The following is a 13,954-nucleotide window of genomic DNA, read 5'->3' as shown; positions in this document are numbered from 1 at the left end:
CGGTCCCTTCGTAAATAGCGCCAATTTCAGCTTCCGCCGTGATTGCGCCAATGCGATCCAGAACTGCGCGAATCACGTCGCCGTTGGCGCCGAATATACGCACGGTACCGTCGTCTTCGATATCGATAGAGGCACCGGTTTCTTCGGTCATGGAGCGGATCACTGCACCGCCCTTACCGATGATGTCGCGAATCTTATCGGGATCAATTTTGATTACTTCAAAGCGCGGGGCATTGTCGGAGATTTCACCGCGTGGCTTAGAAATGATCTTGTTCATTTCCGCCAGGATGTGCAAACGCGCATGCAATGCCTGCTCGAGAGCAATTTCCATAATTTCTTCGGTGATACCCTCAATTTTGATATCCATCTGCAGTGCCGTAACACCGTTAGAGGTACCCGCGACTTTGAAGTCCATGTCACCCAGGTGGTCTTCGTCACCCAGGATATCAGTCAGTACCGCAAAACCGTTGGCTTCTTTCACCAGGCCCATGGCAATACCGGCCACAGGTGCTTTCAAAGGTACGCCGGCATCCATCAACGCCAAGCTGGTGCCACAGACAGAGGCCATGGAGGATGAACCGTTAGATTCGGTGATTTCGCTTACCACCCGCAGGCTGTAGGGAAAGTCGTTCATGTCGGGCAGCATGGCTGCAACACCGCGGCGCGCTAAACGGCCGTGACCAATTTCGCGACGACCGGTTGCGCCCATACGACCACACTCGCCTACTGAATAGGGAGGGAAGTTGTAGTGCAGCATAAAGGGGTCTTTACGCTCGCCTTCCAGTGCATCGATAATCTGCGCGTCGCGTGCAGAACCCAGCGTCGCAACAACCAATGCCTGTGTTTCACCGCGAGTAAACAGGGCAGAGCCGTGCGCTTTAGGCAGTACACCCACCTCTACGTCAATTCCGCGAACGGTTTTGTTGTCGCGACCGTCGATGCGAGGCTCGCCGGCAACAACGCGCGTGCGCACAATGTTTTTCTCTAGCTTACCAAAGGCTTCGCGTACATTTTCTTTTGTGACGCCAGCTTCTTCGTCAACCAGCTCGGCAATCGCTTGAGTGCGCAATTCGTTCAGACGATCGTAGCGCTTGGCTTTGTCAGTGATGCGGTAAGCCACACCAATAGAGTCTTCAAAACCTTTAACCAACGCCGCTTTCAGGTCGGCATTCTCGGCAGGTGCAGACCAATCCCACGTAGGCTTAGCGGTATCGCGGGCCAAATCGGTTACTGCCTGAACAACGGCCTGCAGCTCCTGGTGTGCGTAAAGCACGGCACCCAACATAATGTCTTCAGGCAGCTCGTTAGCTTCAGACTCCACCATCAGCACGGCATCTTTAGTACCGGCAACCACCATATCCAGCTCTGAAGTTTTCAGCGCTGTGTAAGTGGGGTTGAGAATATAGCCGTCGGCTTGAGTGTAACCCACACGCGCAGCACCGATGGGGCCCGCAAAGGGAATACCGGAAATAGACAGCGCCGCAGAGGTGCCGATCATTGCGCAGATATCGGGATCGACATCATTGTTGGCAGACAACACGGTGCAAACCACCTGCACTTCGTTTTTAAAGCCATTCGGGAATAGCGGACGAATAGGGCGGTCGATCAGACGAGAGGTCAGCGTTTCTTTTTCACTTGGGCGGCCTTCGCGCTTGAAGAAGCCACCTGGAATCTTACCGGCCGCGTAGGCCTTTTCAATGTAGTGTACAGACAAGGGGAAAAAGTCTTGGCCGTCTTTCGCTTCGCGCGCGCCAACAACAGTACATAAAACGGAAGTATCACCAATGCTCGCAATAACAGCGCCGTTCGCCTGACGAGCAACGCGACCGGTTTCTAAGGTGACAGTTTGGTTTCCATATTGAAACGATTTAATTACAGGATTCACTTATATCGTCCTTTTCTCTTTGCTTTCAATTAATTCTGTTAAATGATCAAACGTTAGACTCAGCAAACTGCCGCCAAGTCGTAAATCTGTGCGAGAGCAATCGCGGCATCGTCTAGTCTCTGGCATGCCATCGATACAGCTCGTCGGTGTGCCTAGCTTAACGCTGTGCAACACATCGCTTGGTACAATTATCGAGCCTGCTTTCATGGCTGACTCTTGTTACAAGGCGGCTAATTCCAGGCATCCTGCCCTACTATTTAGGCCCACGACTGGGTGGGCTGCCGTGTCTATTGGCACAGGCGCACTCGCCGATATATCTACTCAGCTGGCGGCATCCCGCCGCGCCAAGCCTATCCTTTCTGCGCATAAAAAAGCGCCCGCTTGCGCGGGCACCGAAACTTAGCGACGCAGGCCGAGTTTCTGAATCAGGGCAGTGTAACGCTCAGCGTTTTTACCCTTCAGGTAGTCCAGCAGCTTACGACGCTGGTTTACCATACGGATCAAACCACGACGTGAGTGGTGGTCCTTTTTGTTCTCTGCAAAGTGACCCTGCAGCTTGTTGATATTGTGCGTCAACAGCGCTACCTGAACTTCTGGAGAACCTGTGTCGCCTTCAGCCTGCTGGAAGCCTTTAACGATTTCCGCTTTTTCTTGTGCACTGAGTGCCATGTCATTCACCTTTACAAATTAATATGCAAGTTGCCCACCTCCGCAGAGATATAACAACCGGTTATAAAAGGCCTGCCCGCGCATATTTACAGACAGGTCTGCGCCCCTTCGGGGCTATTCGATGGCTTTAGCCACCCGAATTCGTTGCCACTAGCCGTTTTGGCGCCACCCTGCCGTCATCTGCCAGGGTGCCAATGCCTAAAAAACCACCAGTTTGATCAAAGACACGCACCATATCACCTTCATTACCTAAGGCAAAGGCCCGCGTATCCATGACCGGGTTGCCCTGCCGAAAATAGTAGGCGGTGGCCTCCGGAAGCGCCAGTGCCGGTAGATCGGCAACCGGAGCGTCTACGGGTAGCAAGAGCGAGTCCAGGGCGTCTGGCCCACTGTCGTCGCACAGCGACGCCAATTGCTCCAGAGTCACTGCTTGTGTATCAGTAAATGGCCCGGCCTGTGTCCGGTGCAGCTTCGCCACGTGGGCACCTACTCCCAATGCGGCGCCTAAATCTTCGGCAATGCTGCGAATATAAGTGCCTTTGGAACAGCTTACGCTCACCTCGGCTTCGGCAACTTTTCCGGGCCTAAAGGCCAGTAATTCAATGGCATAGACTGTCACTTGGCGCGCCTCACGCTCCACTTCAATGCCTTGGCGGGCCAATTTGTAGAGTGGCTGACCATCCTTTTTCAATGCCGAAAACATAGAGGGCACTTGGCTAATTTCACCCTTAAAGGCCGCCAAAGCTTGCGCCACCTGCGCTTCAGTCACGGCACTGGCATCAAAGGTTTCTAAGATCTCGCCATCGGAATCGCTGGTATCGGTGCGCTCACCCAGGCGAAACGTACTGGTATAGCCTTTGTTGGCGTTCAGTAAAAACTGGGAGAACTTTGTGGAGTCACCAAAACACAGCGGTAGAACTCCCGTTGCCAGTGGGTCTAAGCTGCCCGTATGCCCCGCTTTAGCAGCATAAAAAAGACGCTTAGCTTTTTGCAGCGCCGCATTAGAGCTCATACCGCCGGGTTTATTCAAAACAAGCACGCCGCTGATTGGGCGACCTTTGGGTTTTCTGGCCATCGGGGTATGCGTTACTCAGTATCTTCGTCGGTGTGCTTGGCCTGATCGTCTGCGACTGCACGCTCGATTAGGCTCGCCAACTTATTGCCGCGCACTGTGGTTTTATCGTAAACGAACTGCAGTCTCGGCGTTGTGCGCAAGTCCATATCCTTGGCAACTAAGGTGCGCAAAAATCCGGCGGCCTTATTCAGTACCGCCAGCGCAGCCTCACATTCTTCTTCCGTCTCCCGGTCGACGAATGTGACAAAGATTTTTGCGTAGGCAAAATCCCGGGTAACGTTGACATCATTAACGTTAACCATGCCTATGCGCGGGTCTCGAATTTCATGCTGAATAAACTGCGACACTGAGCGTTGCAGAGCATCTGCGACCCGATCGGTACGTTTAAATTCACGTGCCATATAATTGCCTCGGCAAAGAGAGCTCGTTAAAGCTCTCTCGCAACCTCTTTCACGTCGAAGACTTCGATCTGATCACCTACTTTAACGTCGTAGTTCTTCACACCGATACCACATTCCATACCGTTGCGAACTTCTTTGACGTCGTCTTTAAAGCGACGCAGGGATTCCAATTCGCCTTCAAAAATTACCACGTTGTCACGCAATACACGGATGGGTTTATTGCGATAAACCGTACCCTCCGTCACCATACAGCCGGCAACCTGACCAAACTTGGGTGAGCGGAAAACTTCGCGCACGTCGGCAATACCCACAATCTCTTCAACACGCTCGGGCGACAACATACCAGCCAGTGCAGCACGCACTTCGTCTAACAGCTGATAAATGATGCTGTAGTAACGAATCTCGACTGACTCAGCTTCAGCCAGACGACGCGTACTTGCATCGGCGCGTACATTAAAGCCCACAACGATAGCGCCGGTAGCCAAGGCCAGGTTCACATCACTTTCGGTGATACCACCTACGCCAGAGGACACTACATTCACTTCGACTTCATCGTTGCCTATATCTGCTAACGAGCTCAAAATTGCTTCCAGCGAGCCGCGCACGTCTGCCTTAACTACCATAGACAGCACTTTCTTTTCTTCGCTGCCCATATTGGCGAACATGTTTTCCAACTTGGCCGCCTGCTGACGCATCAATTTCTCGCTGCGCTCTTTTTCTGCACGGTGCTCGGCAACTTCACGAGCCTTGCGCTCGTCAGGCACAACCGCAAAATCTTCACCAGCGCCGGGTGCATTGTTCAAGCCAAGAATTTCAACCGGCGTTGAAGGACCCGCCTCTTTAACAGTGGAGCCCTGTTCGTTCACCATTGCGCGAACGCGGCCGTAGGCCTGGCCAGCCAGCAGCATATCGCCGCGCTTCAGCGTGCCCTGCTGAACCAGAACTGTGGCGATGGCGCCGCGGCCTTTATCAACACGCGATTCAACCACAACACCTTTCGCCGGCACATCCACGGGCGCAACCAGCTCAAGAATCTCTGCCTGCAGCGAAATGGCTTCTAACAGTGCATCAACGCCGTCGCCGGTATGGGCCGACACCTCGATGAATTGCGTATCGCCACCCCAATCCTCTGGAATTACTTCGTGTTGAACCAACTCGTTCTTCACGCGATCGGGATCGGCAGCTTCTTTATCACACTTGTTTATGGCGACAACAATTGGCACACCTGCGGCTTTCGAGTGCTGAATGGCCTCAATGGTTTGAGGCATCACGCCATCGTCGGCTGCAACAACCAGAATCACAACGTCGGTTGCCTGTGCACCACGGGCACGCATTGCCGTGAAGGCGGCGTGACCGGGCGTATCCAGGAAGGTAATTTCACCCAAACCTGTTTTTACGCGGTAGGCACCAATGTGCTGGGTAATTCCACCTGCTTCGCCAGCAGCTACTTTAGCTTTGCGAATATAGTCCAGTAGCGATGTTTTACCATGGTCAACATGACCCATAACTGTAACTACGGGAGCGCGGCTAATCATTTCACCGTCGTGCGCAATGGATAGCTCCAGCGCCTCTTCCAGCTCGTTGTCGCTCTTTAATTTGTAGGCATGACCCATTTCCTCAACAATTAGCTGAGAAGTCTCTTGATCGAGTGAGTCGTTCAATGTTGCCATCACACCCATTTTCATCATGCGCTTAATGAGCTCATTAGCTTTGATGTTCATGCGTGAGGCTAATTCGTTTACCGTAATTAACGGTGGTAGTTCAACTTCCAACACTTGCTTCGCCGTCGGCTTCTTGAAGCCGTGTTTGTTATTGAGCTTCAGCGAGCCACGTGCACGACGCGGTGTTGCCAGTTCATCTTCCAGTTCGTCCAAACGCGCCAAATCAATGCGAGCACCTTTTTTCGGTGCGGCGGGTGCAGCCACCTTTTTACTGGCCCTGTGGCCGGCTTTTTTGGTGTGCTTGTTAGCGTTTTCTTCTGCATCGTCAACTTCCGCATGGCGCGCCTTTTTAGGTGCATGACCGTGCTTGCCTTTTGACTCTTCTTCTTTCTTGGCCTTTGCCTCTGCATCGGCTCGCTGCTGACGCAGTTCTTCCTCTGCTTTGCGCTTAGCCTCAGCTTCATCCGCTTTGCGGCGCTCTTCTTCATCGGCCTTCCGACGAGCATCTAAAGCCGCCAGACGGCGCTCTTCCATGTCGTCGACGCGGGTGCTAGCCACTTTCGGCTGGGCGGCAGGCGCACTGCCTTCTTTTTCTGGCTCTACCGCACTCGCGCTTTCAGCAGCTGCGAGTGCCTCGGCCTCGGCCTTTGCCTTAGCTGCAGCGGCTTCTGCTTCTGCAGCCGCCTTAGCGGCGGCCTCTGCTTCTGCTTTTGCTGCCACATCTGCTTCGGCTGCCGCTTCTGTGGCGGCCAGCTCTGCCGGGTCGCGCTTGACGTAGGTACGCTTCTTACGCACTTCTACATTTACAACCTTACGCGATGCCCCTGAACCCGTTTTCAGGGTAGTGGTGGTTTTGCGCTTTAAGGTAATTTTGCGTGGCTCGGTGACTTCTTCCCCATGACTGCTTTTCAAAAAGCGCAGCAGGGTTTGTTTTTCATCATCAGATACCGACTCGTCAGCCTTCTTGTGCTTCAAACCAGCTTCCTGCATCTGCTTTAGCAGACGCTCAACGGGAGCACCGACTGATTCGGCGAGTTCGCTTACAGTTACTTCAGCCATTCTCTTTCCTCGGTTTTATTGCTCGCCTGCGCTGTCTGACTCGTCAGCAAACCAGGGTTCACGTGCTTTCATAATCAGGGCGGCGGCGCGCTCTTCATCCATACCTTCGATATCAAGCAAGTCATCAACAGACTGCTCAGCCAGATCTTCCATGGTAATGACACCATTGGCAGCCAGCAGGTAGGCGAGATGTTTGTCCATCCCTTCCATAGTTAGCAGATCTTCTGCAGGTTCTGTGTCCAACTTCTCTTCAGAAGCAAGCGCTTGCGTTAACAAAGCATCTTTGGCACGGGCACGCAGCTCTTCTGCAATATCTTCATCAAAACCTTCAATGGCCAGCATTTCCTCCAGCGGTACGTAGGCCACTTCTTCCAATGTGGTAAAACCTTCGTTTACCAACACTTCAGCAACTTCTTCGTCGACATCCAGAGCGGCCATAAAGCTCTCTACAATGCTGCCCGACTCTTCCTGCTGCTTGGAATTCCACTCTTCTTCACTCATGACGTTGATGGTCCAGCCCGTCAATTCAGATGCCAGGCGAACATTTTGACCACCACGACCAATGGCTTGCGCTAAATTGTCCTCTGCCACGGCAACATCCATTGAGCCCGCATCCTCATCCACCACGATGGACTCGATCTCGGCAGGCGACATGGCATTAATCACGAATTGCGCGGGGTTATCGTCCCACAACACAATGTCTACCCGCTCGTTGCCTAACTCATTCGATACCGCCTGAACCCGAGAGCCGCGCATACCGACGCAAGCACCAACTGGATCGATTCGACCATCATTGGTTTTAACGGCAATTTTAGCGCGCGAACCTGGGTCGCGCGCAGCGCCTTTAATCTCAATCACTTCTTCAGAGATTTCCGGCACTTCAATTTTGAACAATTCAATCAGCATTTCTGGGCATGAGCGGCTCAAATACAACTGAGGGCCTCGCGCATCGGGGCGCACGTCCAATAGCAGAGAACGCACGCGATCGTTCATGCGAAACACTTCGCGGCCCACTAGCTGGTCGCGCGGTAGCAGACCTTCGGCGTTATTACCCAAATCCACAATAACTGCATCGCGGGTCACTTTTTTGACGGTACCGTTGATTAGCTCGCCCACGCGATCGCGATATTCTTCAACGATTTGCGCCCGCTCAGCTTCGCGCACTTTTTGCACGATGACCTGCTTAGCAGTTTGTGCAGCAATACGACCAAATTCGACGTTCTCAATTTGCTCTTCGTAAACGTCGCCAGCCTTGAGTGACGGATCTTTTTCTGCGGCTTCTTCCAGAGTGAACTGGGTGCCGAGTTCGGCCAAGGTGTCGTCGTCAACAACTAACCACTGACGGAAGGTTTCATAACTGCCATCCTTGCGATTGATGACAACGCGAATATCGGACTCTTCTTCGTAGCGTTTCTTGGTGGCCGTTGCCAACGCAATTTCAATAGCTTCAAAGATCACATCTCGGTCGACGCCTTTTTCGTTGGACACCGCCTCGGCGACCAGCAAAATCTCTTTGTTCATCATGGTTTAGCCTCTTAAATTCCATCCAATCGCCGCACTAGAATTGCGGGACGATGTTAGCCTTTTCAATCGAATCTATTGGGAACAAGTACTCTTCACCCTCTACCTGCAGCACAACCTCATCGTTTTCGATGCCGGCGATAACGCCGCTAAACTTGCGACGGCCATCGAAGGGCACGCGCAAACGCAGCTCCGCTTTTTGGCCAGAGAAGCGCTGGTAGTGGTCAAGCGTGTATAAAGGTCTGTCGACGCCGGGAGAGGATACTTCAAGCGTGTACTCGCCAGTGATGGGATCTTCCACATCCATGACGGCACTGATTTGACGGCTAACTTTTTCACAATCCTCCAGCAAAACACCACCTTCGCGTTCGATATAGATTCGCAGCGTGGTATGACGCCCTTGAGACAGGTATTCCATGCCCCAAAATTCGCAATCCAGTGACTCGACCACTGGGGCGATGAGCGCTTGCAAGGTTTCTTGCTTTGTTGCCATAGATTCTTCTGTATTCCCGGAAAACAAACAAAAAATGGGCACTAGGCCCATTTTTATTATGACTACCCAGATGGGCAGCAATTCATAATGCCGAGCCATAGGGCTGGGCCAGGCAATTCGCGCATACAAAAAAGCCCCAAATTGGGGCTTCTCGGCGCGTTTTGCAACGCAGTTCGATAGCCAAAAGCCGATTCTGGTAATTCGGCCTTCGCCCGGCTATGCCGGCCTGTTGCAGCTCACTATAACCCAGTGAACTGCGGGTACCAAACTTCAAAATTGGTAGCGGGGGCTGGATTTGAACCAACGACCTTCGGGTTATGAGCCCGACGAGCTACCAGGCTGCTCCACCCCGCATCAACAACTTGGTGGCGAGCTGTGCTCTCAACCAAGGCCGCGAATTATAGGGATGCCCCCGGTACCGGTCAACCCCCTTTTTGCATTTATTTTATAAAAACAATTACTTAGGGCAGATAGCAGCCAACCTGATCGAAATAACGGCGCCAAGCACTAAATTGCGGCATCCCACAGAAGCGACGCGACATCACGCTTGCGCGCACGCCCCCCACCCAGTTGACCAGCGCTAGCAGTCCAAGGTCGCAACGGGCCGCAACACACCATTTACCGGGCGCTGCCACCAACACATGAGGCCTCAGACATAACGGGCTGCCACACCTCGCCCAACACCGCCACACTAGCCGACTGGCAGTAATCGAAAATACGCATCTTGCGAACCTTTGCGCATCAGGCGGAGCAGACAAGCTGATTAGCGAAACTTTCACACCCATCCAGCGACACTGCACAACTCGATTAATCGCTTGAGCTTCCTTAGTTTGGTACCCACAAATCGCAGATTTGGACCGCGACCGCGGCCCGAAGGGTGAGCGCAGCGCGCGAATCAACGCCGGACCCTGGTCCGGCCTTGCCAATAAAAAAAAAGCCCGATGCAATCGCTTGAGCTTCCTTAGTTTGGTGCCCACAAATCGCAGATTTGGACCGCGATCGCGGCCCGAAGGGTGAGCGCAGCGCGCGAATCAACGCCGGACCCTGATCCGGCCTGGCCAATAAAAAAAAGCCCGATGCTTTCGCATCGAGCTTCCTTAGTTTGGTGCCCAAGGCCGGACTTGAACCGGCACGACTTGCGTCACTACCCCCTCAAGATAGCGTGTCTACCAATTTCACCACTTGGGCTAAACTTTTACTGTTCAGGCGCCTCTGGCACATCTGAACCCTGCTCTTCTACCATGGGCACTTCCACATCGGCAGGCGCTGATTGTTCGACGACAGCGGGAATACCTACATTGGCTTGAACCGCAGCTTTATTCTTGGCGACAATCGCCAACCCAAAGCTGGTAATAAAAAATATCAGCGAGAAAATCGCCGTAGCACGCGAGAAAAAATTGCCACCGCCCGAGCTACCGAATACGGTCTGCGAAGCACCACCACCGAAGGAGGCCCCCGCTTCAGCACCCTTGCCCTGCTGCAGCAGAATCAAGCCAATAATGGCCAAGGCGGCAAGTACGTGCACTATGATAATTAACTGTTCCATAACCTTCTCTAAATCGGCGCCGATAACTGCGCGCTATCACATATACATTTAAATTCTTGAGCGTCTAACGATGCTCCGCCCACCAGGGCGCCATCTACATCCGGCTCAGCAAACAACGCTTGCGCATTGTCCGGCTTAACGCTGCCGCCGTACAAAATTCTAACTTTTTCAGCCGCCGATTCACTCAGCAGGCTGCGGATATAACCGTGCACCTCCTGAGCCTGCTCAGGGCCTGCGGTTTTACCGGTGCCAATGGCCCAAACAGGCTCATAGGCGATTACCAACTTTTCCTGGACCTCTGAAGTCAGGACGCCTGTAACAGCGCCTAACTGCCGCGCTACTACCGCCAGGGTATTCCCCGTATCGCGCTCTTCCAGCGTCTCGCCCACACACACGACTGGCGTGAGGCCGGCTGCAAGTGCCGCCTGAACCTTGGCGGCTACCAGCGCATCGGACTCGCCCTGAAGGGCGCGTCGCTCCGAGTGCCCCACTATGACGTAGCGAACGCCGAAGTCCACAAGCATCTCGGCACTCACTTGGCCAGTAAACGCACCACTTCCCTGCTCGGCACTCACATCCTGCGCACCCAGTGCGACAGTTGCCGGCAGTAGCGCCGCAAGGTCTGCCATGTAAGGGGCAGGGGGCGCTATTGCGCTATCTACACCTTGAAGATCTGTGCCCAAGGCACTGAACGCTGCCGCCCACTGGCGGTTGTGTGCCAGCGAACCGTACATTTTCCAGTTACCCATGACTAAAGGGCGTCGCATATCTACTCCTGCAGCCTGCAAGGATCACCCGTCACCGGGAGGGCCTCTCGAGCGGGCGCCAATGTTAGCGAAGTCGCTGCCGAGTTACAACGGCTTTTCGCCTTGTAATTCAATCAATTGGAGGTGGTCGTCAAGCGCCAACGGCCCGCTCTACGACCTCGGCCAACTCACTGGCCAGCTTTTTAACAACCACGGCGTCCTCGCCTTCCACCATAACCCGCACCACCGGCTCTGTGCCCGACGGGCGCAGCAGCACCCGTCCCTTGTCAGCCAGCACCGCCTGCGTTTCGGTTACCGCCGTTTTTATTTGGGCATTATCCTGCAACAAAGCTTTATTCTTTACTCGCACATTGATCATGGTTTGCGGGCACTTGGTCATGGCCGATTTCAACTCGTGCAACCCCTTACCCGTACTGACCATCGCCAGCAGCACCTGCAGCGCGGCCACTATACCATCGCCGGTGGTAGTCAAATCTCCGCAAATAATATGGCCAGAGGATTCGCCGCCCAGATCCCAACCGTGGTTGCGCATGGCCTCAATAACATAGCGATCGCCCACGTCGGCGCGCACCAGTTCAACACCGATATTTTTCAACCCCAACTCAAAGCCGAAATTACTCATGAGCGTACCTACAACGCCAGCACACTCCCGCCCCTGCTCTATGCGGTGGGCCGCAATGATATAGAGGATTTCATCGCCATCGACCACCTGACCTCGGTGGTCCACAAAACAGACGCGATCTCCGTCGCCGTCAAACGCCACGCCCAGGTCGGCGCCCAATTCAAGCACCTTTTCCCGCAACACTTCGGGCTTGGTGGAGCCACAGGCGCGGTTAATGTTGGTGCCATTGGGCTCATTCGCAATGGGTACCACTTTTGCCCCCAACTCCCTAAAGACGTCGGGCGCCACGTGATAGGTGGCACCATTGGCACAGTCCACCACAATTTTGAGTCCCTGCAGACTAAAACCCCAAGGCAGAGTGCCCTTGCAGAACTCGATATAGCGCCCGGCGGCATCCTCAATGCGACGGGCCTTACCTAACCGCTCGGCAGTGGACATGGGCTGATCCAGCATCTGCTCTATTTTGAGCTCAACGCTATCGGGTAATTTGGTGCCCGAACCGCTAAAAAATTTAATACCATTGTCGCCGTAGGCATTATGCGAGGCGCTAATAACAATACCCGCTTGCGCTTGAAAGGTGCGCGTGAGGTAGGCAATGGCAGGCGTTGGCATAGGCCCAAGCAACCCCACATCCACGCCGGCGTTAATCAAGCCAGCCTGAAGTGCCGACTCAAACATATAGCCACTGATACGGGTGTCCTTGCCGATCAGAATACGTTTGGGGCCATCAAATCGCTCGCCCAACACATGACCCGCAGCCCAACCCAGCTTGAGCATGAAATCGGGGGTAATGGGGAATTCGCCAACAGCACCGCGAATGCCGTCTGTGCCAAAATATTTACGTGTCATGGAATCTAGTGCCTTGAGTTGCGTCCTGCAGGATCTGTAAACCGGCCATTCTAACCCAATATTAATCAACCTACTGTGGATTATTTACCGCCGACAACACCCGCAGCGCATCCACCGTCTCAGCCACGTCGTGAACGCGCAAAATTGAGGCGCCTGCTTGGGCCGCCAATAGCGCAAGTGCTACGCTGCCGGCCTGGCGCCGCTCCACTGGCTGATCGCAGATCTGGCCCACCATGGTTTTACGCGATACGCCCACCAGCAATGGCTGCGACTGCCCAAGTGTTGGCAGCGCGCGAAACAGCGCCAAATTATGGGCTAGCGTTTTACCAAATCCGAAGCCGGGGTCGAGCAGAATTCGCGCTGCGTCTATACCTACGGCGCGACAGGCGTCGGTGCGCGCCTGCAAAAATGCCTGAACTTCTGCAACGATATCACTGTAGGCCGGTGCCGTTTGCATATTGGCGGGCTGCCCCTGCATGTGCATTAGACAGGCCGGCAAGGACGTCGCCGCCGCCGCCGCCAATGCACCCGGCAATTGCAGTGCACGTACATCGTTAATCAACCCGGCGCCCGCGTTCGCGGCTTCGGTAATCACAGAAGCCCGACTGGTATCGACGGAGATGACCACATCAAACCGATTTGCCAGCGCCTCCACTACGGGTATCACGCGCGCCAATTCTTGCGCCTCATCCACAGGCAGCGCCCCCGGGCGAGTCGATTCGCCCCCCACATCCAAAAATGTCGCGCCTGCATCCACCATGGCGGACGCTGCGTCAATTACCTTTGTCAGCACCACACCCTGGTCAAAAAAACGACCGCCGTCGCTGAACGAGTCGGGCGTCACATTCAGGATACCCATCACCTGCGGCACCGACAGGTCAACGCGGCGGCCGCCAAAATTCACTTCACCTAACACACTCGCATCCTCTTGTGTGCAACTCGCTTGCGCAGCAAAAGTGCAGGGCCATTCAGACCACATCAAACAACTTGCGAAACATCTGAATCATTCGGCCGACTTCAGAAGCACCGTCCACGGGCAGCTCGCCCGTGCTCAATAACGCTGAAAACCCCGGGACGGGCACATCGGCCAGATCCCGGTATTCGCGAAAGGCCATAGACCACTCGGCAAAATCCCGCTGGGCCAGAGCCCGATAGTACAATCGCCGCAGATCGCGGTGGCGCGTATCGCCCAATAAGTTGTCGTACAGACGATCCAGCGCCTGCTGCTCACCCTCCACCACCTGAAAAAAACTGCCGTCGCAGTAAATCAAAACACCCGTGACGCAGTGGCGCAAATTGTGGGTGCGCGCTTGATCAAGTAGATCCCGCAGTGCCTGTTCGTCCATGGTTTTGGTAGCTTGGCTTACGTAGGCCAGCGTGTGCAGTGCCATTGCGCGCCCTCACAT

Annotated in this window: 12 protein-coding genes and 2 tRNA genes; all 14 read right to left on the bottom strand. The window is 54.2% G+C overall.

Annotation, left to right across the window (positions count from 1 at the left end; translation table 11 throughout):
- The coding region (gene pnp / locus ACW8F6_RS18270; protein WP_491577325.1) for a polyribonucleotide nucleotidyltransferase at nt 1–1,885 on the bottom strand (1,885 nt) is incomplete at its 3' end.
- A gap of 399 nt (nt 1,886–2,284) precedes the next feature.
- Complete coding sequence (gene rpsO, locus ACW8F6_RS18265) at nt 2,285–2,554, bottom strand: 30S ribosomal protein S15 (RefSeq protein WP_491577324.1); 270 nt, start codon at nt 2,552–2,554, stop codon at nt 2,285–2,287.
- Between the two features lie 127 nt (nt 2,555–2,681).
- Complete coding sequence (gene truB, locus ACW8F6_RS18260; protein ID WP_491577323.1) at nt 2,682–3,629, bottom strand: tRNA pseudouridine(55) synthase TruB; 948 nt, start codon at nt 3,627–3,629, stop codon at nt 2,682–2,684.
- An 11-nt stretch (nt 3,630–3,640) separates the two neighbouring features.
- Nucleotides 3,641–4,030 carry a 30S ribosome-binding factor RbfA gene (gene rbfA / locus ACW8F6_RS18255; protein ID WP_491577322.1) on the bottom strand — a complete coding sequence of 130 codons (390 nt, stop codon included), beginning with the start codon at nt 4,028–4,030 and terminating at the stop codon, nt 3,641–3,643.
- Between the two features lie 26 nt (nt 4,031–4,056).
- A complete protein-coding gene (gene infB / locus ACW8F6_RS18250) occupies nt 4,057–6,750 on the bottom strand; it encodes a translation initiation factor IF-2 (RefSeq protein WP_491577321.1) in 2,694 nt (897 codons plus the stop codon).
- 15 nt (nt 6,751–6,765) lie between these two features.
- Nucleotides 6,766–8,271, bottom strand: coding sequence for a transcription termination factor NusA (gene nusA / locus ACW8F6_RS18245; protein WP_491577327.1), 1,506 nt, complete (start codon nt 8,269–8,271; stop codon nt 6,766–6,768).
- Between the two features lie 37 nt (nt 8,272–8,308).
- Complete coding sequence (gene rimP / locus ACW8F6_RS18240) at nt 8,309–8,764, bottom strand: ribosome maturation factor RimP (RefSeq protein ID WP_491577320.1); 456 nt, start codon at nt 8,762–8,764, stop codon at nt 8,309–8,311.
- 277 nt (nt 8,765–9,041) lie between these two features.
- Nucleotides 9,042–9,118 (bottom strand) — tRNA-Met (locus ACW8F6_RS18235).
- 749 nt (nt 9,119–9,867) lie between these two features.
- Nucleotides 9,868–9,952: transfer RNA gene (locus ACW8F6_RS18230), tRNA-Leu, on the bottom strand.
- A gap of 7 nt (nt 9,953–9,959) precedes the next feature.
- Nucleotides 9,960–10,310: a preprotein translocase subunit SecG gene (gene secG, locus ACW8F6_RS18225; RefSeq protein WP_491577319.1), complete on the bottom strand. Its 351-nt coding sequence runs from the start codon at nt 10,308–10,310 to the stop codon at nt 9,960–9,962.
- Between the two features lie 8 nt (nt 10,311–10,318).
- The gene (gene tpiA / locus ACW8F6_RS18220) at nt 10,319–11,077 is read right to left on the bottom strand and encodes a triose-phosphate isomerase (protein WP_491577318.1); all 759 of its coding nucleotides are present in this window, start codon (nt 11,075–11,077) and stop codon (nt 10,319–10,321) included.
- A 130-nt stretch (nt 11,078–11,207) separates the two neighbouring features.
- Nucleotides 11,208–12,548, bottom strand: a complete 1,341-nt coding sequence (gene glmM, locus ACW8F6_RS18215; protein WP_491577317.1) for a phosphoglucosamine mutase — start codon at nt 12,546–12,548, stop codon at nt 11,208–11,210.
- Nucleotides 12,549–12,618: 70 nt separating this feature from the next.
- A complete protein-coding gene (gene folP / locus ACW8F6_RS18210) occupies nt 12,619–13,464 on the bottom strand; it encodes a dihydropteroate synthase (protein WP_491577316.1) in 846 nt (281 codons plus the stop codon).
- Nucleotides 13,465–13,516: 52 nt separating this feature from the next.
- Nucleotides 13,517–13,939, bottom strand: coding sequence for a BLUF domain-containing protein (locus ACW8F6_RS18205; RefSeq protein ID WP_491577315.1), 423 nt, complete (start codon nt 13,937–13,939; stop codon nt 13,517–13,519).
- Nucleotides 13,940–13,954: the final 15 nt, after the last annotated feature.

It is taken from the genome of Simiduia sp., assembly GCF_058345725.1.
This window is presented reverse-complemented; position numbering and strand designations above follow the sequence as displayed.